17 protein-coding genes are annotated in these 22981 nt (G+C 62.3%); 9 read left to right on the top strand and 8 right to left on the bottom strand.

Annotated elements, in window-relative coordinates; all coding sequences use genetic code 11:
• The first annotated feature begins 1 nt into the window (after position 1).
• The 3 genes from pgi (at position 2) to DFP86_RS13945 (ending at position 8085) form a co-directional block, all read left to right on the top strand.
• Positions 2-1648 (top strand): glucose-6-phosphate isomerase, encoded by a 1647-nt coding sequence (pgi, locus tag DFP86_RS13935; RefSeq protein WP_133682252.1) that lies wholly within the window; start codon positions 2-4, stop codon positions 1646-1648.
• Positions 1649-1980: 332 nt separating this feature from the next.
• Positions 1981-3636: a ShlB/FhaC/HecB family hemolysin secretion/activation protein gene (locus tag DFP86_RS13940; protein WP_133682253.1), complete on the top strand. Its 1656-nt coding sequence runs from the start codon at positions 1981-1983 to the stop codon at positions 3634-3636.
• 81 nt (positions 3637-3717) lie between these two features.
• Positions 3718-8085, top strand: a complete 4368-nt coding sequence (locus DFP86_RS13945; RefSeq protein WP_133682255.1) for a hemagglutinin repeat-containing protein — start codon at positions 3718-3720, stop codon at positions 8083-8085.
• Positions 8086-8136: 51 nt separating this feature from the next.
• Here the strand turns inward: DFP86_RS13945 and DFP86_RS13950 are convergent, their stop codons facing one another.
• The 5 genes from DFP86_RS13950 to DFP86_RS13970 all read right to left on the bottom strand — a co-directional run bounded on the left by DFP86_RS13950 (position 8137) and on the right by DFP86_RS13970 (position 13018).
• Positions 8137-8787: an MBL fold metallo-hydrolase gene (locus tag DFP86_RS13950; protein ID WP_133682257.1), complete on the bottom strand. Its 651-nt coding sequence runs from the start codon at positions 8785-8787 to the stop codon at positions 8137-8139.
• 58 nt (positions 8788-8845) lie between these two features.
• Complete coding sequence (locus DFP86_RS13955; RefSeq protein WP_243729402.1) at positions 8846-9094, bottom strand: GIY-YIG nuclease family protein; 249 nt, start codon at positions 9092-9094, stop codon at positions 8846-8848.
• Between the two features lie 25 nt (positions 9095-9119).
• Positions 9120-10256, bottom strand: a complete 1137-nt coding sequence (ccsB, locus tag DFP86_RS13960) for a c-type cytochrome biogenesis protein CcsB (RefSeq protein WP_133682261.1) — start codon at positions 10254-10256, stop codon at positions 9120-9122.
• The gene (locus tag DFP86_RS13965; RefSeq protein WP_243729403.1) at positions 10234-12213 is read right to left on the bottom strand and encodes a cytochrome c biogenesis protein ResB; all 1980 of its coding nucleotides are present in this window, start codon (positions 12211-12213) and stop codon (positions 10234-10236) included. Before DFP86_RS13965 ends, ccsB begins: the two co-directional genes overlap by 23 nt.
• A 199-nt stretch (positions 12214-12412) precedes the next feature.
• Positions 12413-13018 (bottom strand): c-type cytochrome, encoded by a 606-nt coding sequence (locus DFP86_RS13970; protein ID WP_133682265.1) that lies wholly within the window; start codon positions 13016-13018, stop codon positions 12413-12415.
• Between the two features lie 91 nt (positions 13019-13109).
• Between DFP86_RS13970 and yihA the strand changes: the two genes are divergently transcribed.
• Positions 13110-13736: a ribosome biogenesis GTP-binding protein YihA/YsxC gene (gene yihA, locus DFP86_RS13975; RefSeq protein WP_133682267.1), complete on the top strand. Its 627-nt coding sequence runs from the start codon at positions 13110-13112 to the stop codon at positions 13734-13736.
• Between the two features lie 197 nt (positions 13737-13933).
• On the opposite strand, the gene DFP86_RS13980 is transcribed toward yihA, so the two are convergent.
• The 3 genes from DFP86_RS13980 to DFP86_RS19625 are packed head-to-tail and all read right to left on the bottom strand — an operon-like array spanning position 13934 to position 16064.
• A complete protein-coding gene (locus DFP86_RS13980) occupies positions 13934-14797 on the bottom strand; it encodes a septal ring lytic transglycosylase RlpA family protein (RefSeq protein ID WP_133682269.1) in 864 nt (287 codons plus the stop codon).
• Between the two features lie 39 nt (positions 14798-14836).
• Positions 14837-15301 (bottom strand): tRNA (uridine(34)/cytosine(34)/5-carboxymethylaminomethyluridine(34)-2'-O)-methyltransferase TrmL, encoded by a 465-nt coding sequence (gene trmL, locus DFP86_RS13985; RefSeq protein ID WP_133682365.1) that lies wholly within the window; start codon positions 15299-15301, stop codon positions 14837-14839.
• Positions 15302-15341: 40 nt separating this feature from the next.
• Positions 15342-16064, bottom strand: a complete 723-nt coding sequence (locus tag DFP86_RS19625; RefSeq protein WP_341802665.1) for a ComF family protein — start codon at positions 16062-16064, stop codon at positions 15342-15344.
• Between the two features lie 98 nt (positions 16065-16162).
• Between DFP86_RS19625 and bioB the strand changes: the two genes are divergently transcribed.
• The 5 genes from bioB to bioC are packed head-to-tail and all read left to right on the top strand — an operon-like array spanning position 16163 to position 22917.
• The gene (gene bioB / locus DFP86_RS13995) at positions 16163-17167 is read left to right on the top strand and encodes a biotin synthase BioB (protein WP_133682271.1); all 1005 of its coding nucleotides are present in this window, start codon (positions 16163-16165) and stop codon (positions 17165-17167) included.
• Positions 17168-17212: 45 nt separating this feature from the next.
• Positions 17213-18367, top strand: coding sequence for an 8-amino-7-oxononanoate synthase (gene bioF / locus DFP86_RS14000; RefSeq protein WP_133682273.1), 1155 nt, complete (start codon positions 17213-17215; stop codon positions 18365-18367).
• Between the two features lie 38 nt (positions 18368-18405).
• Positions 18406-21231 (top strand): bifunctional diguanylate cyclase/phosphodiesterase, encoded by a 2826-nt coding sequence (locus tag DFP86_RS14005; protein WP_133682275.1) that lies wholly within the window; start codon positions 18406-18408, stop codon positions 21229-21231.
• On the top strand, positions 21224-22027 hold the full coding sequence (gene bioH, locus DFP86_RS14010) for a pimeloyl-ACP methyl ester esterase BioH (protein ID WP_243729405.1): 804 nt from the start codon (positions 21224-21226) through the stop codon (positions 22025-22027). The genes DFP86_RS14005 and bioH overlap by 8 nt, the downstream gene beginning before the upstream one ends.
• Complete coding sequence (bioC, locus tag DFP86_RS14015) at positions 22024-22917, top strand: malonyl-ACP O-methyltransferase BioC (protein WP_133682277.1); 894 nt, start codon at positions 22024-22026, stop codon at positions 22915-22917. The genes bioH and bioC overlap by 4 nt, the downstream gene beginning before the upstream one ends.
• The last annotated feature ends 64 nt before the right edge of the window (positions 22918-22981 follow it).

The raw sequence follows: 22981 nt of genomic DNA on the forward strand, positions 1-22981 counted from the left end.
GATGAGTGCCCTCACCCAACTGCCTGCCTGGCAGGCGCTGGAGCAGCATTATTCGCTGTCGCGTCTGAAGCATATGCGCGACCTGTTCGCCGCGGACCCCGAACGCGCCGAACATTTCTCGCTGGAAGTCGGCGATCTGTTTCTCGACTATTCCAAGAATCGTATTACCGAGGAAACCCTGCCGCTATTGATGGATCTGGCGCGCCAGGCCGGCCTGCCCGCCCGCATCAAGTCAATGTTCAAGGGCGAGAAGATCAATACCACCGAAAACCGTGCCGTACTGCACGTGGCGCTGAGAAATCGCACCAATTCGCCGATCCTGGTCGACGGCGTGGACGTGATGCCGCAGATCAACAACGTACTGGAGCGCATGGGGCGTTTCTGCCATGCGGTGCGTTCCGGCGAATGGCTGGGCTACACCAATCAACCGATCACCGATATCGTCAACATCGGCATCGGCGGTTCCGACCTGGGCTCGCTGATGGTCTGTAGCGCGCTCAAGCCCTACGGCCATCCGCGCATGAACATGCACTTCGTCTCCAACGTGGACGGCGCGCAGTTGAAGGAGACCCTGAAGAAGGTGCACTCCGAGACCACCTTGTTCGTCATCGAATCCAAAACCTTCACGACTCAGGAAACGCTGACCAACGCCCTGACCGCACGCGAATGGTTCGTGGCGCGCGCCCGCGACGAAGCGGCGGTGGCCAAGCATTTCGTGGCGGTATCGACCAATATGAAGGCGGTCGCCGATTTCGGCATCGACCCGGCCAATATGTTCGAGTTCTGGGACTGGGTGGGCGGACGCTACAGCCTGTGGTCGGCCATCGGTTTGCCGATCATGCTCTACCTCGGCGAGGAGAATTTCGCCGAGTTGCTCAACGGCGCGCACATCATGGATCAGCATTTCCGCAATGCGCCGCTGGACGCCAACATGCCGGTGCTGCTCGCCATGATCGGCATCTGGTACATCAACTTCTACGGCGGCGGTAGCCATGTGATCGCGCCATACGACCAATATCTGCACCGTTTCCCGGCTTTCATCCAGCAACTGGATATGGAGTCCAACGGTAAGCAGGTGATGCTGGACGGCACCGCGGTGGACTTCGAGACCGCGCCGATCATCTGGGGCGAGACCGGCATCAACGGTCAACATGCGTTCTTCCAACTGCTGCATCAGGGGACGCATATTTCGCCGATCGATCTGATCGCCTCCTTGGAGCGCCGCTCGTCGCTGCCGGGGCACCATGAAATCCTGTTGGCCAATGTGTTCGCCCAGGCCGAAGCCTTCATGCGCGGCAAGACGGCGGATGAGGCCCGTGCCGAACTGACGGCCCAGGGGCTGCAGGGCGAGGCGCTGGAGCAGTTGGTGCCGCACAAGGTATTCGGCGGTAACCGGCCGACCAACACGCTTTTGATGTCTCGACTCGATCCGCGCAACCTGGGGTCGCTGATTGCGCTGTACGAACACAAGATCTTCGTACAAGGCGTGATCTGGAACATCAACAGCTTCGACCAGTGGGGCGTGGAACTCGGCAAGCAGTTGGCCAAGACCATCCATGCCGAACTCTCCGGCAAGAAGATCAAGGCCACGCACGACAGCTCGACCACGCGTCTGATCGAGCGCTACCGCCAGTACAACCAGAACTGAGCGCTTGTCTGGTACGACAACAAGGCCCTGCGGGGCCTTGTTGCATTGGCAAGCGGGTAAGTTGTTTGCGTTAGTACATCGTTATTCGCAATGACACTGTATTAAAGAATGGGCGGGATGTGGTTAAGCGCGCGCAGTCCGGCGCGGCGACGCCCAGGCGCAGGATCTGCCGCTATCAGCGCCTTACTTGCGAATTTTTTGGCTATTTTTGCCAATTCTCTTGGCATTTTCCCTATCCACCATCCCAATGGTCGATGGCCTTTAGGCACATTGGTACCATTTCTTCATTTATGTATTTTGTCAGACAATTCGACAAAACGATTTGAGAAGAAATGGCTACGCGAACAGTACTCGTGCGGGCTCGCCGCTGGTGTGCCGCGATCGGTTTTGGCTTGCAACCTGGGTTTGTCTTGGCGGAGCCGATCGCCCTGCCGGGCAGCGACGGCCGGTTTTTCCTGCAGGACAACAAAACGCACTTGCGCGAAGAGTATGAGGCGTTACGCCTGCGGCAGTTGCAACGCGGCGGCGAGATCCGCCAATCACCGGCCGTCAGCCGCATCGCTCCAAGCGATTGTCTGCCGATCCATGCGCTGCGCTTGGCTGGCGTGACGTTGCTGAGCGCGCATGAACTGGCGCCGCTGCTCGAACGGCATGCGGGCTGCTTGGACGGCACCCGGCTGCAGCGCCTTTTGCAACGCCTGACCGGGCTGTATGTACAACGTGGCTATATCGCTGCACGCGTACTACCGGAGATCGCTCAGGACGGCGTGATGACCTTGCATGTGTTGGAAGGGCGGGTGGAGAGGATCGAAGGCGCCAGTCCGGCGGTTCGCTGGTTGTTCCCCGGCATGGAGGGCAAAGCGCTGAATATCCGCGATTTGGAGCAGGGGTTGGATCAGGCCAATCGGCTGCAGTCGTCGTCGATGCGGGCCGAGGTTCTGCCGGGCAGCCTGCTTGGCGGGTCGACCATTCGCCTGCTGACCGACGCGAATGAAGGCTGGCATGGCCGCCTGTCGCTGGATAACTGGGGTTATGCCGCCACCGGGCGGCGCGTGGCCGGGCTTAGCGTGGCGCGCGACAACTTAAGCGGGCGTTACGACTACCTCAGCCTGTCGATGGAGCACAGCCTCGAACGCGCGCGTTTCAGCCGGCGACATTCGTTGTTCTATTCGCTGCCGAACGGTTATTGGAGTTACAGCCTGTTCGGCGGCCAATCCGAGTACTTGAATACCCTGCGATTGCCATACGCCACGGTCGACCTGCGCGGCCGCTCGTCGCAGGCCGGGCTGCGCGTCGATCGGGTGTTGGCCCGCGATCATGCCGGTATCTGGAGCATGCATGGCCAACTGGCGCACAAGCGGGTGGAAAACTACTTTCTCGGCAGCTTACAGACCGTCAGCAGCCCGACCCTGACCGTTGTCGGACTCGGCGTTGACTATATGCGCCTGCTGTCGGCGGGGACGCTGACGTTGGAAGCGACGCGGGAGCAGGGCCGGCCTTGGCTCGGCGCCGCCTGTGCGCCAGGCGGCATGCCGCAGTCTTGTTTCGGCAAGTGGCAGTTCGGCGCCACGCTGCGCCATGCCCTGCCGGCGGCGGGTTGGCAGCTGGACAGCCGTCTGAGTGCGCAGACCAGTCCAGCGCGTTTGCCGGCGGTCGAGCAACTGGAGCTGGCCGATAGTAGCGTGGTGCGCGGCTTCCGCCATAACTCGCTCGCGGGTGAAAAAGGCTGGGGCTGGCGCAATACGCTGCAGTACCTTGCCAGCACCGGCGATTGGCTTTGGCAGCCGCGCCTGGCGCTTGACGCCGGCGGTATTTGGCAAGCGCAAGAGGAGGGCGGCTATCAGTGGCTCTCCGGCTGGGGGGTGGGCCTGAAGGTCGGGCGTGGCCCGCTCTCGCTGGATGCCGAATACAACCGCCCCCTCAAGCAACCCAACGCGTTCGCCGGCGAATCTCATCAACTCTTGCTGCGGTTCGCTTGGCAATTTTAAGGGCCCGGACCCCCGTGACCGACAACGACACGCGCATTTAGCGCGGAACACTGCAACCTCACTCAACAAAGAGATCACAAAATGAAAAATCGATTCCGATTGTCGTGCCACGGCCATGTGTCCGCGGCACTGGCGCTGTCTTTAATTTATTCACCGCATCTGTGGGCAGGAGGCATCGTGCCGGCCCCCGGTTCGAACGTCGAGGTACGCGAGGCGGGCGGCGGCGCGGAGGTGGTGCAGATCGTCGGCGCCAATCCACACGGGCTGTCGCATAACCGCTATAACGCGCACGATGTCGGCCCCGCCGGCGCGGTGTACAACAACGCGGTGCAATCCGGCCAATCGCAACTGGCGGGCCCGTTGGCGGCGAACCCCAAGTTGGGCGGCCGCGCGGCGACGGTGATTCTCAATGAAGTCATCAGCCGCAATCCCTCGCTGCTGCTTGGGCAAATGGAAGTCTTCGGCCAGGCGGCGAACTTGGTGTTGGCCAATCCGAACGGCATTACCTGCAACGGTTGCGGCTTCATCAACAGCCGCCATGCCACCTTGCTGGTCGGCACGCCGCAACTGCAGGACGGTCGACTGCAGGCGCTGTCGAGTGCGGCCGCCGCGTCACGCTTGACGGTTGGCGCGGGAGGGATCTCGGCGAATTCGGCGCTCGATCTGATTGCCCCGCGTATCGATGCGCAGGGGGCGCTGGTGGCTACTAGCGGCATCCGCGCCGTGATCGGCCAGGCACTGCTCAACGACGACACGGGCGAGTTGACGGTGCGACGCGAACCGCAAGCGGAACGGTTGGACAGTGCTTTTCTCGGCGGCATGCAAGCCGGGCGGATCAGCATTGTCAGCACCGACGACGGCGCGGGGGTGAACCTGGTGGGCGCGATCCGCAGCGATGGCCGGATCGAGGTGGATACGCAAGGCCCGCTCGGTCTGGCCAACGTTCACCTGCAAGGCGAACAGCTGGCGCTCGCCGCCAAAACGATCGACGCCACACCGCTGGTGTATTTCGACGATCAGACGCAACGCCAGCACGACGAGAGCTGGTTTATCTGGAAGACCGGGGAAACCGATGCGGTCGAGCGTACGAGAACGACTTATGTCGATCGCACGCTGCTGGAAGGCGACCAGGTTAGTCTGCGCGCCCAGGAAGGGCTGCATTTGAAAGCCGCCGAGGTACGCGGTGGCGATATCCGGTTGGACGCCGGCGATATCGCGCTGACCGGCATCGAAACGCACGATGGCTACAGCACCGAGCATGTGGCGTGGCTGAATTCGTGGCGGCGCAATCAATACACCGAGAACGGCCATTATGACCAGCAAGGGGTGGTCTTGGCCGCCGAGCGCAATCTCGAACTGAACGCGCAAGGGCGTATCGAAGCGCAAGGCGCGGTGCTGAGCGCGAAGAACGAGGTGCGCGCGACGGCAGGCAAAGAGATCGTCCTATCCGGGCTCGCGGAAAAGACCGTGTCGGTGGATCGAGGCGACCGCTATCTGGAGGGGGCAACGCTATCGAGCGGCAATTGGAATAACGTCAGCGAAAGGCAACAGCTCAGGCAGAGCGAGGTGGACGCCGGCGGCAATCTGCTGTTGCGCGCCGCCGGCGCGATTGCGCTGCGGTCGAGCAAACTGCAGGCTGGCGGCGACTTCGTACTCAATAGCGAGGACCGCGTCGATATCGGCACGCAGGTGGTGAACCAGTCGTCGCTCGATGTTGCGGCAACCTCCCACTGGGGCGGCATCGGCGGCAGCAATCGTGCCAACGACCGCGATCAGCAGGCGCTCAACGTGCCCTCCGAGGTGAGGGCGCAAGGGGCATTACGTGTGGAGGCTGGGCAGGACATCCAGATTGTCGGCAGTACGGTGAAGGGCGAGCACGGCGCGTATGCCGTCACGCGTCGAGGCAGCGTTCAAGTGGCGCATGCCACCGACCTGACGCAATCGCAGATCGATGAGCGGCGCGGGGGCGTGTTCGATATCCAGACACAGCGCCGATACGGCAGCGAGACACAGCAGGTGGCGCATAGTGCGCAACTGACGTCCGATACCAACCTGACGCTGGCCAGCGGCGCCGATGTCGCGGTCGATGGCAGCCAGGTCGAGGCCGGCGGTGCGTTGACGGTGTCGGCGAGCGGGGACATTCGCGTCGGCGCGGCCACGACCGAGCAGCGGCGACAGCACAATGAGAGCCGGCTGGCGTGGGAAGCAACGGCCGCTGCCGATGCCCGCCGCCCCGGTGCCTATCGCGCCGGTGCTGGCCTAGCGCAGACCGCCGAGGGCACCACGCAGGCGCACACCACGCAAACCGGCGCGATATTGGCCGGTGGCAGCGTGCAGGTGGATGCCGGCGGCGACGTGTCGGTGCAAGGCAGCGAGGTGACGGCTCGGCAAGGCGATGCCGTATTGAATGGCAGCAACCTGGCATTCGATGCCGCCTATGAAACTCGGCAGGATGCGCAGCAGACCAGCCGTACCGGCGGCGGCATTTTCGTGGCGGCCAGCATCGATCAGCTACGGGCCGGCGACGCATACGACCAATCGAGCGAGCGCACCGCCGCCGATGTGCGCATGCCCAAGGTAAGCCAGGTGAGCGCCGGCGGCGATCTGGTTTTGCACGCCCCGGCAGGGACGTTGAAGACCGAAGGCGCGCAACTGGGCGCTGGCGGCCGGCTATCGGCACAGGCCGACACGATCGATAACCGCGCCGCCTTCGGGTCGAGCGTGACGTCGCGCCAGAGCGGCGGCGGTAGCGGTGAGGTGGCGGGCGTGGCGGAATTGAACGGCCTGCTCAAACCGGTCGAGGCCGTGCTCGACAAGGTGCGCAACGGACAGTGGCTTGAAGCGGCGCGGGAAGCCGCCAAGATCAAGGACAAGGTGCAAGACGGCCTGGACAAGGCGGCGCAGGGCGACTGGACCGGCGTGCGCGATGTGGTGACGCAGGTCGCCTCCCCCAGCGCCGGCGGGGTGGTCGACATAGCCGGCCGGCGCCAGAAGGAGTCGGCGTCGAGCCAGTCGGCGGCCGGCAGCCGTTTCGAGGCGGCGGAAGTGAATGTGAAGAGCACGGGCGTCTTGCATGACGAGGCAACGCAGTATCGCGCCTCTCGCGGCAAGGTGGAGATTGCCGCCGGCGAGCACCGCTTCGATGCCGCCGCGATCCAGGCCGTGCACGCCAGCGACGGCGGCAGCGGCGGTGCCATGGTGGAAGCGACCACGCTCACCGGTCACGACCTGCAGCTCAAGGGCGCGGGCAACGGCAGCATGCAATGGCGGCAGCAACGTGATGCGCAGGCAGAGAGCGGGGCGATCCATGGGGCCGGCGGGGTGAATATCGCGGTGGCGGGGGACGCCAGTTACCGCGGCACGCTGCTCGACGGCGGTCGGGGACAACTGGCGGTGGCTGCCGGTGGCGTGCTGCGAGGCGACGCGATCCAGCAGACGGCGTCTGTGGTCGAGGGGCGTCAAGGCGGCTCTCTGGTGCTCAGCGTGCGTACCCTGCCCCAAGCTGCGGGAGAGCTTGCCCAGAACCCGACGCTTGGTACGCAGGGCATGGGCGGTCAAGGCAAGCTCGGCGTGGACGTGGCCCGGCAGCAGGAAAATCGCCAGGAAGCGCTGCCGGCGCACTGGTCCGCCGATGCCGGCGTGGCACTGCGAGCCGGCGACGGCATGGCGCTGACGGGGGTGCAGATCGGCGCCGCCGAAGGTCGAGAGCGCCCGGCGACGGTGTCGCTTACCTCCGGAGGAGCGATCGACCTGGCGGCCGCGGAGACTTCGTCTCGGCAGGAAAGCTGGCGCATCAGCGGCACGATCCAAGGCGAGGGATCTGTCGGTGTGCAGCTCCCCGGGGGGCAGGCCGAGCTGAAGGGCCAGATGCGAGCCGAGTCGCGCCATGGCGGCCTGCCGAGCACGATCGATGCACGACAGGTCTCTCTGGAAAGCCGGGGCGAGCTGCACTTGCACGGTGCGCGTGTGAGCGGCGAAACGGTTGCGGCGCAAGTGGGGGGCGACATGCGCGTCGAGAGTCTCAAAGACGATAACCGCTTGCGCCAAGGCACGTTTGAGGCGAACCTCACGACGCCGAACCTGGGGCAGCTCATCAGCGGCGCGGACGCCGTGCGGGTCAACGCACAGTACGAACAGAGCCGGCTCGATGCGGTGGGTCAAGCCAGCGGCTTGTATGGCCACGAGCTGCTGGCCGCGCAGGTCGGTGGTCAGACGGTGCTAACGGGTGGGCAACTGCACAGCGGGCAAGGCCCAGTGGCAACGGGTGGGGCGGTGGTCGCGCAACCGGTGCCGGGGCAGTTCGATTCGGAGCGCTATGGCGCCAACTTCGGTGGCACGCTATCGACGCTGCCGAGCCAAGTGGTCGGCGATGTCATGGCGGGCAAAGTGCCATTGGGCGTGACGCATCAAAAGCAGCACGAGGATCGCACGGCGTTGCCGTCGCGGTAGATCGTAGGAGCGGCCTCACGCAATCGCGGTTGAAACCGCTCCTCGAAGCGCTTAGCGGTAGCCGGCGTTCATCACGAACGGGTTGCTGCGCTTTTCGTCGCCCAAGGTGGTGAACGGGCCGTGGCCGGTAATCACCGTGGTATCGTCCGGCAGAATGAACAGCTTGCTGTGGATGGCGTCGAGCAGGTCGCGATGGTTGCCGCGCGGGAAGTCGGTGCGGCCGATGGATCCCTGGAACAGCACGTCGCCGGCGACCAGCAAACCGGCGTCGCTGCTATAGAACACCACGTGGCCCGGGGTATGGCCTGGGCAGTGGATGACGCGCAGGGTCTGCTTGCCGACGCTAACGGTGTCGCCATCGTTGAGCCAACGCTGCGGCGTGAGTGCCGTGCTCGCCGGAAAGCCGAAGGCCTGGCTTTGTTGCGGCAGTTGATCGAGCCAGAAGGCGTCTTCCGCCTGCGGGCCTTCGATCTCGACGCCCAGCTGGTCCGCCAATTCGGCGGCGCCGCCGGCATGGTCGATATGGCCGTGCGTCAGCAGCAGCTTTTCGATTTTCAATCCGTTTGTCTGAACAAAGTCCAGGATACGCTTCAGGTCGCCGCCGGCATCGACGACGGCGGCGCGTTGCGTTTCGTCGCACCACAGGATCGAGCAGTTCTGCGCGAACGGCGTGACCGGAATGACGTGATAATGGAGAGCCATGATGCAGAACCAGGGGTAGTGGTGGATAGTTTATTGTTGCATAGCGGAAACCAGTGGCCTAGTCACTGACATTTTCATGTCGCATACAGAAAGCTCTTTTTTCCGCTGCGCTCAGCTGCTTGAACGCATACTCGGCCTGCAACGCGTGCGAGCGATTGGGAAACTCGACGGTGAGCAGGAGTTTTTCCGGCGGGTGGCTCTTGGTGTAGCGCGCGCCCTTGCCTGCTTGGTGCACGGCAAAGCGGCGCGCCACGTCGGTGCTGATCCCGGTGTATAAGCTGCCGCCCCGGCAGGCGATGACATACAAGAACCAGGGGCGGCCGTTTGGCGGGCTACAGTCCACCGTAGGAGTGCAGACCGGACAGGAACATATTGACGCCGAGGAAGGCGAAGCTGGTGACGAAGATGCCGATCACCGCCCACCAGGCCAGCGGCTTGCCGCGCCAGCCTTTGACCAGGCGAACGTGTAGCCAGGCGGCGTAGTTGAGCCAGACGATCAGCGCCCAGGTTTCCTTCGGATCCCATGACCAGTAGCCGCCCCAGGCGTCGGCGGCCCACATGGCGCCGAGAATGGTGGCGATGGTGAAGAACAAGAAACCGACGGTGATCGCCCGGTACATGATTTCGTCCAGCACCTCGGGCTTCGGCAGCCGGCCGGCCAGCCAGCCTTTCATCGCCACCAGTTCGGCCACGCCGAGCATGGCGGCCATCGAGAATGCGCCGTAGCCAATGAAATTGGCCGGTACGTGAATCTTCATCCACCACGACTGCAACGCCGGGATCAACGGCTGGATCTCGTGGGCTTGGCGGTCGAAGGTGTACCAGATAATGAAGCCGACGGCGGCGCTGATCACCAGCAGCACGAAGGCGCCCAATTGTCGCACCTGGTAGCCGGCTTCGTAGTACAGGTACATCAGTGCCGTGATCAGGCAGAACAGGATGAAGACTTCATAGAGGTTGGAGACCGGGATGTGGCCGATGTCGCGCCCGATCAGGTAGCTCTCGTACCAGCGGATGAACAGGCCGGCGAAGCCCATGGCCGCCGCCGACCAGGTCAACCAGCTGCCCAGGGCGACGCCCGTGGCCGAGCGGGCCAACAGCCCGTACCAATAACAGCCGGTCGCCAGGAAGAACAAGACGCACATCCACATGATCGACGACTGGCTGGATAGCAGGTATTTGAGCCAGAACGCCGTTTGGCCGCGGGCGAGGTCGCCGTGGTACAGATTGATGGCGACGAGCGCAATGGCCCCCACCAGCGGAAAGAAGCGGCGCCAGGCCGGCCAGAACCAGCCGAAGGCGGTTAGGCCGATGGCGGCGCCCACCAGGATGCCGTGTTCGTAGACATCCATATACTGGCTGAACCGGCCGAGCGCGATGGCCGCGGCCGCAATGATGAACAGGGTGTAGAGCCAGCCGCTCAGGCTCAAATGCGGGCGGCGGAATTCATGCGGTTGGGCGATGTCCATCTTCACCTCGTGCTAGCTGTTTAATCGCGTCCTGATGACGCGCGAAATCACGATCGAGATCCGGGTTATGGCGGTTGGCGCTCATCGCCAGGCGCAGGCTGCCCGGTTTGACGAGCAACCACAGCCGTCTCTCCTGAATGTAGAACATCAACAGAATACCGACGACCAGCAGCAGGGAGCCCAGGTAGACCAAGGTCTTGCCGGGCGAGCGGGTCATCTGCAGGCCGGAGGCCTGGATTTGCTGGAAGCTGTCGAGCTGTAGGAAGACCGGGGCGCCATAGCTCTTGAGCGCTCCCACCGCCACCAGACTGTCGAGCAGGAAGCGGTAGTGGGCGGCATCCTGTGCCATCGGCGCGAGGCCTGCGTGGCGGTTGGCCACCGTCATGACGTCGATCACCGCGCCTTGCAGGATCTTGATATAGGTCTGGGCGACTTCGGCGCGCTTGTCGGCCGGCACGTGCTGTTCGAGGAAGGTCTGCAGACCTTCGAAACCGCCCTCGGCGAAGCGCGCCAGGATCCACTTCACGCTGGCTTCGAACTCCTGGCGCATGGCCGGGCTGATGGCGTTGCCCTGCATGGCCTTGGCACCGCTTAGCGCCGCGATCTCGCCATACAGTGCCGGGTTGTTCAGCGCGGCGCGCAGGCGCATGAAGGTGTCGATCGACATCTGATCGTCGAGCGGGATGCGCAGGTAGTCGAAGGGTTGCGAGACTTCGCGGCGCACGGCACTGATCAGATAGCTGGCGCCGTCTTGCTGGATCGGCGCCATATAGGTCAGGTATTCGCGTGCCTGGCCGGCACTGTCGCGGATCTTGAAGTCGATGGACGGGCCGACGTTCTTCAATTGGTGCGGACGCGTGACTTCGCGCGCATCTTTCATGCGTTGGCCGAGGCTCGCGTCGGTTTTGCCGCCATTGCCCATGTCTTCGATGTTGAACACGCGCAGATCGTTGAATTCGAGCCGGTAATCGCGACCGTTGACGCGCAGCGGTTGGCTGGCCTTGGACAGGCCATCGATGACCACCGGCGGCATCTGCGGGCTGTCGAGGTTCCAGGCCTTGAGTTTCAACGGCGAGCCGCCGTCGCCGAAACTGGCTTGGTAGATGGCGACGCCGTCGACGACGAGCGGATGGTTGACCTCGACCCGGGCACGGGTGACTTTGCCGCTGGCCTTATCGGTCACTTCGATGTCGCTGGCGAATAACTTGGGCATGCCGTTGCTGTAATAATCGACGTTGAAGCGCCTGAGCGTGACGATGAACGGCAGATCCTGCACCAGGTAGCCCGGCCCGCTATTGATGAATACCACGTCCGCGCTTTTGTTTTCGGCAATCGTCACATCGCCGCGGAACGACAGGTTGCCTGCCGTCAGGCGGCTTATGGCGGGAATCTGCGATTGCGGCAGATCGCGGGTTTCCGCCGCCACGCTGCCCAGCAATTCGCCGACCTTCAACGGTAGATTGCCGTCGATCAGACCGCCAATGCAGATGACGAGCATGGCGCCGTGGGCGAAGAAATAACCCAGCCGGCTCGCGCTACCCTTCTTGGCGGCAATCAGCGTCGTACCGTCATCCCGTGCAATGGTCTTGAAACGAAAGCCTTGGCGCTTCAGGTAGCCGCTCAATGCACCGAGGTCGGCCTGTCCCTCGATCGACACCGTATGCTTCATCGCCGCCAGCGAGCGTTCGCCCGCCCGGCTACGGAAAGAGCGCATGTCGCGCAGGAAGCCCGGTGCATTGCGGATAATGCACAGCGTGGTCGACAGCATCAGAAAGGCCAGGATGGCGATAAACCAACCGGCATGGTAGACGTCGTACAGGCCGAGGCTGGCGAACACCTGGAACCAGTACTGGCCGAATTCGAATGCGTAGTTCGGGTAAGGCTCGTTTTGCTTGAGCACGGTGCCGATGACCGAGGCGATGGCGAGGATGGTCAAGAGCCCGATGGCAAATCGCATGGAGCTCAATAGCTCATGCAGCGCACGCAGTGTGGCGGGGGATCGGCGGTGTGTCTTCATAAAATGCTGTCTGGAGGCGCGCGCCAAAGCGGCGCCGGGCGCAACTGGCATCGCCCAGCGGGCGCTGCCAGATACTGTTATCGAGTCACGCTAAAATACGCGTATCATAGCGGACTCGAATTGCGCGCAAGGCGAGAAATCAGCGCAATCCGGAAATATATTCCGCGACGGCCTTCATTTCGGCGTCCGACAGTCGGCTGGCGATGTCGTTCATGACCGGATTCTTGCGGTCGGTGTTCGCCTTGAAATCGTTCAGCTGCTTGAGCATGTAGGCCGATTGTTGGCTGCCGAGGCGCGGGAACTGATCGGGCATACCGGCACCAGTCGGGCCGTGGCATGCCATACAGGCCGGAACGTGAGTGACGGGGTTGCCGGCGCGGTATAGTGTCTCGCCCGCCTTCAGCAGCGTTTTGTCGGCGGCTTGTTGCTCTTTCGGCTTTTGCTGGCTGAAATAAGCGGCGACGTTTTGCATGTCCTGATCGGACAGGGCGCTTGCCATGCCGAGCATGATCGGATTCTTGCGCTGACTGCTCTTGAAGGCCTTGAGTTGGCTGACGATATAAGCCGGGTGCTGGCCTGCCAACGTCGGGTTGGTCGACGCTACGCTGTTGCCGTCGATCCCGTGGCAGGCGGCGCAAACCTGTTGGACGATCACCTGCCCTTTTGCAGGGTCTCCCTGGGTTTGGGCCGATACGCCGCCAGCCAGTGTGGCTGCGGCCAGTGCCAACAGCACCTTTTGTCTCATGGTCGCTCCTCGTCGTGTATTGGTTTAATTAACCTATAATCGCGGCAATTTGAATCTGTTATTCTATACCAAATGCATTGACCCTACTACTATGACGATTTTTCAGAACGCGCGCTTTTTCACTACAGTCAATCACATGAAGGACCTGCCGGCCACGCGTGCCGAAGTGGCCTTCGTCGGGCGTTCGAATTCTGGCAAATCGAGCGCGATCAACACATTGGCCAACCGCACGCGACTGGCCTTCGTTTCCAAGACGCCGGGCCGCACGCAGCATATCAATTTCTTCGATTTGGGCGATGAGCGCTACTTGGTCGATCTGCCGGGCTACGGTTACGCCGAGGTGCCGGAAGCGGTACGCCGCCATTGGGTCGAATTGCTGGGACGTTATCTGCAGACCCGGTCGAGCCTGATCGGGCTACTGATGATCATGGACGCGCGCCACCCGCTCAAGGAGCTCGACCATAACATGCTCGAGTATTTCCGGATGACCGGGAAACCGGTGCATATCCTGTTGTCCAAAGCCGACAAGTTGAGCCGCCAAGACCAGCATAAGACGCTCGCCGCCGTGAAGCAGGCGCTGGCGGATTATCCGGGCGTTTCGGTGCAGATGTTCTCCAGCCTGAAGAAAACCGGTACCGACGAAGTGGAGCAGGTCGTGGTGGGGTGGTTCGATGCCTGTACGGATGGCCAGGAACTTTGCCAACAGGACCCGGACTAAAAAGTCATGGCGCTTGTCAACGCCTCCCGCTTCCCTCCCTGAGCGGGGCCTTTTGCTGATACCTAAAGGCATTTTCCCCCGGCAGCGCCTTGCTGCCGGGGTTTTTATTTGGTGCTATAGCCGCGGCGACACACAAAAATAAAGGCGAAGGACCGGAGTCCTTCGCCTTGGTGGCTGTGTCAGTCAGCTGTTCGCGATTAATTCATCACGATGTTTTCCACGTTCAGAGATTCCGCCGCATTGCGTACTGCTGCCGCGGAGTCGAACGGCCCGAGGCGAACCATGTATGTACCCTTCTGGTTCACGATCCCAAGCTTCGGGTCGTAGCTGGTATCGAGCTTGTCGACCAGCTTCTTCAACAGCGCCTCGGCATTCGAGAGCTGGTCGAAGGCCCCTAGCTGCAGATACCTCGGTCCATCTTCCTGCTTGAGCGACGCATCGATCGGCTTGGCCGGTGGGTTGGATGCGGTCTCGACAGTCGGCCATACGCGTTCGATCAGAACCTTGGCGCTGCCCTGACCCACGAAGCCCAGCTTATGCGCTGCGGCATACGACAGGTCGAGGATGCGCCCCCGGTGGAACGGACCACGGTCGTTGATGCGAACCACCACCGCCTTGCCGTTTTTCAGGTTGGTCACCCGGATATAGCTCGGGATCGGCAAGGTCGGATGCGCCGCGGTCATGGCGAACATGTCGTAACGTTCGCCCGACGTGGTGCGCCGGCCGTGGAACTGCTTGCCATACCAGGACGCCGTCCCCCGTACCTTATAGGGGGTGTTGCTGGTGTCGGGGCGGAAACTCATGCCCATTGCCGAGTACGGCAGATTGGCTGCCTTAATCAGCGGTTCGTCTTGCGGAACCGCGTTGGGAACCAGATCCAGGTTGACCGGAATGTGGTCTGCCGGACCATCATTCTGGAAATAAGCCCCGTTTCTGGCCATCGACTTCTTCATCGGCGAGGCCGACGATTGACTGGTGGCACTTGCTGTCTTGACGGTGGAGCAGGCCACAAGCACTAGACTGACTAACACAAGCCACAGCCATCGGAGTGCAGGCTTCATATACCTCCCTTATGCTGTTTGGCCAACGGTTGTGAACTGTTAAACGCCTCCGAGAAAATCAATTTGCCGCCACGCCTCATAAACGGTAACGGCCACAGCATTCGACAAGTTCATGCTGCGTGACTCGGGTTGCATCGGCAGACGAATCCGCCTCTCGTGCGGGAATCCGGCAAGTACGTCACCGGGTAAACCGCGAGATTCGGGTCCGAACAGGAATACATCCCCGGCTCGGTAAACCATCTGGTCATGGCGCATCGCGCCTTTGGTGGTGGCGGCGAATATTCGACGCCCCTTTAGGTTCGCCAGGCAACTGTCCCAGTTCTCGTGTACGACAAGTCGAGCGTACTCGTGATAATCCAGGCCCGCCCGACGCAACTTAGCGTCGTCCAGCGGGAAGCCCAGCGGTTTGACCAGATGCAGTTCACAGCCGGTATTGGCACATAAACGGATCACATTGCCTGTATTAGGCGGGATTTCCGGCTGGAATAGAACTACTGTGAACATCGTTGGCAGGGTGGATTGTTCCAAAGAATCAAAAAGTTGGTCAAGTTTTTGGTCGGAGGGTACGGCAAAGAGCCCATGCATCGACCCGTTTTGCCCCCCATTTTTTCAGTTCGGACGCCAAAGAATCGAGGGTCGAACCGGTGGTCACCACGTCATCGACGACGGCAACCGAGAGCCCGTCCAGTCTGGTTTCTACGCAAAATGCATGGCGGACATTCCGCCTCCGTTGACGAGGGCTCAGACCGGCCTGTGAGTGGGTGTTGCATTTTCGCCAACACAAACCGGGTAAAAATCGGTGAGGGATTATACCAACAACTGAGCGCGCTAACTCAAGGCTTTGATTGAACCCTCTTTCGGCAAGTCTTTCTTTTGACAGTGGAACCGCTATGACTATGTCGTATTTTTGGTCGATCGGCGGGGTGCCGTTTGCGAGCAAATGGCCTAGAATGCCCGCCAATTCTAGCCTGCGACCGTACTTGAAGGCGTGTATCAAGCTGCTTATGGGGTAGCGATAGACATAAGGAACGTGTAAGGCATCGAATATCGGCGGATGACGCAGACAGCGGCCGCAAACGCCCGCCTCGGGCAGCGGGAGCGCACAGCGAGAACAAAACGGCGGCGCTAGCCGCGGCAGGTCGCGATGGCAGGGCGCGCAAAATCCCTGTTGCGCCTGTCCGTTGCCGCATAATGCGCATGGTTGATTAAATATTGAGCTAATGTCAATTAAACCGCTCAAAAAATTTGACACCGTGAATGACTGCACGCCAAGATTCCTCCCGTCCCAATCCAATGCCCTACCTTAGTGCGGTCATGCACCTATATAGAAGTGCCGGCGGCACCGACCAGAGGAAACCCTGCTACATGCAAAAAGCGACGATTCAATTTCAATCCCCGGCCCGGCTCCATCCGCAACGCAACAACTGGTGTGTTGAGGAAGTGGAAGCCTTGTACGCGCTGCCCCTGATGGAACTGGTGTTCCGCGCGGCGGAGATCCACCGCCAATTCTTCGATCCCAGCCGCGTACAGCTCTCGACGCTGCTGTCGATCAAGACCGGCGGTTGCGAAGAGGATTGCGGCTATTGCCCGCAGTCGGCACATCACGACACGCCGGTGGAAGATCAGCCGATGATGACGGTGGATGAGGTGGTGGCCGCTGCGCGCGCCGCCCGCGACAATGGCGCGAGCCGCTTCTGCATGGGGGCCGCCTGGCGTGGTCCCAAGGATGCGGATCTGGCCAAGACCTTGGACATGGTGCGCCAGGTCAAGGCGCTCGGGCTCGAGACCTGCGCCACTTTCGGCCTACTCAAAGACGGCCAGGCGGAACGGCTCAAGGACGCCGGCCTCGACTACTACAACCACAACCTGGATACCGCGCCGGACAAATACGCCGACATCATCCAGACGCGCGAATATAATGACCGCCTCGACACCTTGGGCAAGGTTCGGGCCGCAGGTCTGTCGGTCTGCTGCGGGGGGATTGTCGGTCTAAACGAGACTCGGCACGACCGCGCCGGCCTGATCGTGCAACTGGCCAACCTCGACCCGCAGCCGGAGTCCGTGCCGGTCAACCAACTGGTCAAAGTACATGGCACGCCGCTGGAAGATGCCGCCGAACTCGACTGGACCGAGTTCGTGCGCACTATTGCCGTGGCGCGCATCACCATGCCGGCCAGCTTCGTCCGTCTGTCCGCCGGGCGGCGCAATATGCCGGAGGCGATGCAGGCGCTGTGCTTCCTGGCCGGCGCAAATTCGATCTTCTATGGCGACAAGTTGCTGACGACCGGCAATCCGGATGTCGAAGCCGACCGTCAATTGATGCAGAAATTGGATTTGTTGCCGCTGGAGGCGAACGCCGAATCCGCCTGAAACGTATGGTGCCAAACGCATACGTATATATATAAGGAAGCGTAGATGCAACCCGACCAACTTGCCGCTGCCCTGGCCGACTTGGATTGCCGCGCTCAACGCCGGCGCCGAGCGGTGCTAGGCAGTGCGCAGGGCAGCCGGGTCGTGCTCGACGGGCAATCCTACCTGTCCTTTGCCAGCAACGATTATCTTGGTTTGGCCAATCACCCCGAACTGATCGACGCTGTGCGGCAGGCTGCCGACAGTTGGGGGGTCGGCAGCGGCGCCTCGCCGCTGGTTACCGGACACAGCGCTTTGCATCAGGAGGCGGAGGTCGCGCTGGCGACTTTCGTCTCGCGTCCGGCGGCACTGTTGTTCGGCTCGGGCTATGCCGCCAATCTGGCGGTCATCGGCAGTCTGACCGGACGCGGCGATGCGGTGTTCGCCGACCGGCTGAACCATGCCTCGCTCAACGATGCTTGCCTGCTGTCGCGCGCTACCTTGCAACGCTTCCGCCACAACGACCTGAATCACCTGGATGATCTGCTGCGGCAAAGCCGTGCCAAAACGCGGCTGATCGCCGTCGACGCCGTCTACAGTATGGACGGCGACGAAGCGCCGCTGGCGGGACTTGCTGCGTTGGCCGAGCGCTACGATGCCTGGTTGTACCTGGACGATGCCCACGGCTTCGGTGTGCTGGGCGATGGCCGGGGCAGTCTGGTCGGTTTGCCCGCCAGCGATCGCATCGTCTATATGGCGACACTCGGCAAAGCGGCGGGTGTGAGCGGTGCCTTCGTCGCCGGCTCCACGGCATTGGTCGATTGGCTGGTCAATCGCGCGCGCACGTATATTTTTTCCACCGCGCATCCGCCGATTTTGGCGGCGGCGTTACTGGCCAGCCTGCGGCTCATCGAGCGCGAAAGCTGGCGCCGCGACAAGCTCCAGGCGCACATTGCCCGCCTACAGGGATTGGGTAACGACAATGGAATTAAATTTATCGCTTCCCGAACGCCAATCCAGCCACTTATCATAGGGAGCAATGAACTTACACTGAGCATGTCGAACCGGCTGCGCCAAGCGGGGATCTGGGTGCCGGCCATCCGTCCGCCGACGGTACCGACGGGCAGCGCCCGATTGCGCATCTCTCTGTCGGCCGCGCACGAAGCGCACGAGGTGACACAACTGGTCGAGGGCATCGCCGCCGTATTGGCTCAAGGCTGACGACATGCGCCCTGGAATGAAAGACAACGATTGTTTCTATGAGCAGTATGGGTGAGGCGCTGGCCGAACCGGCACAGGCAAGCGCGCGGGTACTGAGCCTGCTGCGGCAACTTGCGCCGGAGGCCGCCGCCGCGATTTGGCGCCGAGATGGGCAAGACTGGCAGTGTCTGGGTACGACCGGATCCTGCCACGGCCTGCCGACTCCGCAAGGGGTTGACGCCATGCTGACGCCAACGAACGGTCATGACATCCAGCCGGTGATGCATGGTGCGGAGATGCTAGGCTGCCTAGTGTGGCGCGACATGCCGAGCGAATTGGCGGTCACGTTGGCCGGTCTACTCGGCGGCCAATGGCTTGCCTGGCAACAAGCCGAAGGCGAGGCCCGCGCCCGCGTGGTGCAGGATGCCCTGCTGGACATCAGCCGCCTGGCCCGCGAATGTCTCGGCATCGAACAGTTGTGTTCCCAGGTGTATCGGCTGCTTGGCCCGCTCTTCTCCGTCGATAACTTCCATATCGCGCTGTTGGACGACAACGGCACCACTTTGCGTTTCCCCTTCTATCGCAATCGGCATACCGTTTTGGCACCGGATCCGGAGCGTTTGTTTGCGCTCGATGAATCCGGGCAAGCGCGCCTGGTGCAGCGCGTCGTCAAATTGCAATCGACGCTTTACCTGGATGCCAATGGACTCAGTAGCGCACTGACGGACGAAATACAGCCGCCGCAGTTCTGGATCGGCGAGCCGCTGTTTGGCGCCGACGGTGTGGTGATCGGTGCGATGGTATTGCAGCGCTACGCGGACGAGCCGCCGTTCGTCGCTGGCGAGCAGCGGCTGTTCCAATACACCGCTCGGGCGATCGGCGGTGCGCTGACGCGCATGCAATACCAAGCGCGCCTCGAGCAGCAAGTCTGGTTGCGTACCCGTGAGCTGGAGGGGGCCAATGCGCGTCTGATCGCAGAGGTCGATGAACGACGCCAGGCGGAGAAAGTTCAGCGGGTGCTGTTCGAGATCGCCGGCCTGGCCAATACCAGCTTATCGCTGACCGCATTCCTCGCCGGAGTTCACCGCCAACTGGTCGAACTCATGCCGGCACGCAACTGTCAGGTGGCACTGTACGACGCCTTGAACGACACCATTCGTTTCCCCTATAGCGTGGACGAGCATGAAGCCGACCCGGCGCCGCACAAACCGGGGCGCGGCCTGATCGAGCAAGTGCTGCACGGCGGCCTGCCGGTGTTGGCCAGCCCGCGTCAGGGCCGGCAAAGCGTCGACAGCGGCGCGCTCGAACCGGAAAGCTGGCTTGGCGTGCCGCTTTATAGCGGGCACGAGCTGCTCGGCGTTTTGTCGGTGCGCAGCTACCAGGCGGGCGTCACATACAGTTATCGCGACCAGGCGGTGCTGGCCTGCGTGGCCAACAATATCGGCAGCGCGCTCGCACGCGTGCGCGTACTGGAAGAATTGCAACGCGCATATGCCGAATTGGAGGAGCGCGTGCGCGAGCGTACCAGTGCATTGGACGCGGTCAATGCCCAACTGCAGTTCGACAGCATGCACGATTCGCTGACCAAGCTGCCTAACCGCAGCTTCTTCGCCAAGACCCTGCGACGAACTTGGGAAGCCTATGCCAACGGGGCCGGCGAGCGCTTCGCTGTGTTCTTTATCGACCTCGACCGATTCAAACTGGTCAACGACACGCTGGGTCACCTGGCGGGCGATCATTTGTTGTCCGAAGCGGGCAGCCGGATCCGCAACTGCATGCGACAGAAGGATTTCATGGCTCGGCTGGGGGGCGACGAGTTCGCCGTGCTGTTGTTCGGCATGGATCAGATCGAAGGTTGCGAGATGATCGCCCAACGGATGGTGAACGAGTTCGAGCGGCCGATCATCATTGCCGGCCGCGAAGTCTTCACCACCGCCAGTCTGGGGGTGGTGCTGGCCGATAAGGACCATCATCGCAGCGCCGAGGAGCTGCTGCGCGACGCCGATCATGCCATGTACCGCACCAAGCAGCTCGGCCGGCACGGCTACACGGTGTTCAACCACGAACTGCGCGCCGATCAGGCAGATCAGCTGGCCATGGAGGCGGAGTTGCGCCGCGCGCTGGACGAAACCGACCAACTGATTCCGCATTACCAACCGTTCATCGACGCACACACCGGTCAATTGGCGGGGTTCGAGGCGCTGGTGCGTTGGCAGCATCCGATGCGGGGCTTGATTTCCCCGTCGATCTTCCTGCCGATCGCCGAAGAGAGCGGGCTGATCATGCGGCTGGATCGCTACATGATCCAGGCGGCCTGCGCCCAGTTGCGCCAATGGCTGGATGCGGAACGGGTCGGCGAGGATATCGCGCTGCACATCAACCTGTCGTCCGCCAATCTGCACGACGCCGATTTGGTCGACTGGCTGCGCCAGTTGATCGCGCAGTACGCGCTGCGCCCCGGCATGTTGCATCTGGAAATCACCGAAACCGCCCTGATCGATGTGCCGGACATCGCCGCGACCGTGATGCGCGAGCTGCACGAGCTGGGCTTGCGGCTGGCGCTGGACGACTTCGGCACTGGCTACTCGGCGTTGTCCTATTTGCATCGCTATCGATTCGATGTACTTAAGATCGATCAATCGTTCGTCTTCGATGTCGACCGCAAGGAAGAATCCGCCGCCATCGTGCGCGCGATCCTGGCGTTGGCGGACGCACTGTCGCTGGAGGTGGTCGCCGAGGGCGTCGAAACCCTGTCGCAATTGCAGCGTTTGCGGGCCATGGGCTGCGACAAGGTGCAGGGCTATTACTTTTCACACCCCGCCACGGCACGCGACATCGATTGGGCGCAGTTGGCGGCGATTCCTTGGGAGTTTGCCAGTGCCTGATTCCGATTGGCACAGCGCGGCCGACGGTCGTATGACTTTGCGCGTCGAAACCGACGGCCGTGGCGCCGACGTGGTGCTGTTGCACGGTTGGGGCCTGCATGGCGGGGTCTTCGAGCGCGTGGCGGCGGAACTGTCGGCACACTACTGCGTGCATCGCGTCGATCTGCCCGGCCACGGCGGCTCGCCGTCGCTTGAATCATTCAGCGGCGAGCGGGTGGCCGATTTGTTGGCCATGCATTTCCCTTGGCCCGTGCATGTGCTGGGCTGGTCGTTGGGCGGTCTGGTCGCCCAATACTGGGCGCTACGCCATGCCGCTCAAGTGAAGAGTCTGGCGCTAGTCGCCACCAGCCCCTGCTTTGTACGCAAGGAAGATTGGCCGCATGCCCAATCCGCCGATGCGATCGAAGCGGTGGCCGAGAGCTTGGATCGCGAGTTCGACGCCACTTTGGAGCGCTTCCTGGCGCTGCAAATGCTCGGCTCCAAGAGCGCTCGCGATACGCTCAAAGCCTTGCGGGCGCAGTTGTTCGCCCACGGCCGGCCGCAGGGCTTGCGACCGGCGCTGCAATTATTGCTCGATGCCGATTTACGCGCCGAGGTCGGCACCATTCACTGTCCAGTCGGTCTGTTTTACGGCCAACGCGACGTCATTACCCCGCAGGGCGCCGGCCAGTGGTTGGCCGAGCAGCTGCCCGATGCGCAACTGATCACCTTTGCGCAAGCCTCGCACGCGCCGTTTCTGTCCCATGAGGCGGCATTTGTGGCGCGGCTTGCCGAATTTCTGGATTGTCATGCATGAGTGAAGCTTTTTTTACCGACAAGGCGCGCGTGCGCGCCGCGTTCGAACGTGCCGCCACAAGCTACGACGGTGCGGCCGTGTTGCAGCGCGAAGTCGCCGCGCGCATGGCCGAGCGGCTCGATTACATCAAAGTCGCCCCCAAAGTGATTCTGGATGCCGGTAGCGGCACCGGCGAAGGGGCGGCCGAGCTGCGCCGGCGCTATCCCGATGCGCGGGTGATCGAACTCGATTTGGCGCAGGCCATGTTGTTGGCCTCGCGCGGCAAACAACAACAGGCCGCCGGTTTGGTCAGCCGCCTGTTTGGTCGTGACAAGCCGTGGCAGGTTTGCGCCGACATCGAGCGTTTGCCGCTGGCGGATGCCAGTGTCGACATGATCTGGTCCAACCTGGCGATCCAGTGGGTCAATATCCCCGATAGTGCCTTCGCCGAGTTCCGTCGCGTGCTCAAACCCGAGGGCATGGTACTGTTTTCCACCTTGGGGCCGGATACGCTGCAGGAACTTCGCCATGCTTTTTCCGGTCTGGACGGGTTAACCCACGTCAACCGTTTCATCGACATGCACGATCTGGGGGACGCCATGTTATCCGGCGGTCTGTCCGAGCCGGTGATGGACATGGAGAAGATCGTCCTCACCTATGCCGCGGCGCGCGACGTGATGCGCGACCTGAAGGCCATCGGCGCACATAACGCCACTGCCGGGCGTGGGCGCGGCTTGATGGGTAAGCGGGCCTGGCAGCAGGTCGAGGCCGCCTACGAAACCTGGCGGCGCGAAGGCCGGCTGCCGGCCACCTACGAAGTCGTGTATGGTCATGCCTGGCGTGGCCAGGACAAAAAATCCAACCGGCTGCCGGATGGCCGCCAGGTGATCGATTTCGTCAAGAAGGGTTGAACGCGAGATTTTTTTGGGCCGATGCCGCCTGGCGGCACGGCCGTTTATTTTGGTAAAGCGAAAT

Source organism: Paludibacterium purpuratum, assembly GCF_004363805.1.
GTDB classification, from domain to species: Bacteria; Pseudomonadota; Gammaproteobacteria; order Burkholderiales; family Chromobacteriaceae; genus Paludibacterium; species Paludibacterium purpuratum.

What these genes read in the sequence shown, in the direction of transcription:
- pgi (WP_133682252.1), top strand. Translation starts at nt 2, where the DNA reads ATGAGTGCCCTCACCCAACTGCCTGCCTGGCAGGCGCTGGAGCAGCAT.
- DFP86_RS13940 (WP_133682253.1), top strand. Translation starts at nt 1,981, where the DNA reads ATGGCTACGCGAACAGTACTCGTGCGGGCTCGCCGCTGGTGTGCCGCG.
- DFP86_RS13945 (WP_133682255.1), top strand. Translation starts at nt 3,718, where the DNA reads ATGAAAAATCGATTCCGATTGTCGTGCCACGGCCATGTGTCCGCGGCA.
- DFP86_RS13950 (WP_133682257.1), bottom strand. Translation starts at nt 8,787, where the DNA reads ATGGCTCTCCATTATCACGTCATTCCGGTCACGCCGTTCGCGCAGAAC.
- ccsB (WP_133682261.1), bottom strand. Translation starts at nt 10,256, where the DNA reads ATGGACATCGCCCAACCGCATGAATTCCGCCGCCCGCATTTGAGCCTG.
- DFP86_RS13965 (WP_243729403.1), bottom strand. Translation starts at nt 12,213, where the DNA reads ATGCGATTTGCCATCGGGCTCTTGACCATCCTCGCCATCGCCTCGGTC.
- DFP86_RS13970 (WP_133682265.1), bottom strand. Translation starts at nt 13,018, where the DNA reads ATGAGACAAAAGGTGCTGTTGGCACTGGCCGCAGCCACACTGGCTGGC.
- yihA (WP_133682267.1), top strand. Translation starts at nt 13,110, where the DNA reads ATGACGATTTTTCAGAACGCGCGCTTTTTCACTACAGTCAATCACATG.
- DFP86_RS13980 (WP_133682269.1), bottom strand. Translation starts at nt 14,797, where the DNA reads ATGAAGCCTGCACTCCGATGGCTGTGGCTTGTGTTAGTCAGTCTAGTG.
- trmL (WP_133682365.1), bottom strand. Translation starts at nt 15,301, where the DNA reads ATGTTCACAGTAGTTCTATTCCAGCCGGAAATCCCGCCTAATACAGGC.
- bioB (WP_133682271.1), top strand. Translation starts at nt 16,163, where the DNA reads ATGCAAAAAGCGACGATTCAATTTCAATCCCCGGCCCGGCTCCATCCG.
- bioF (WP_133682273.1), top strand. Translation starts at nt 17,213, where the DNA reads ATGCAACCCGACCAACTTGCCGCTGCCCTGGCCGACTTGGATTGCCGC.
- DFP86_RS14005 (WP_133682275.1), top strand. Translation starts at nt 18,406, where the DNA reads ATGAGCAGTATGGGTGAGGCGCTGGCCGAACCGGCACAGGCAAGCGCG.
- bioC (WP_133682277.1), top strand. Translation starts at nt 22,024, where the DNA reads ATGAGTGAAGCTTTTTTTACCGACAAGGCGCGCGTGCGCGCCGCGTTC.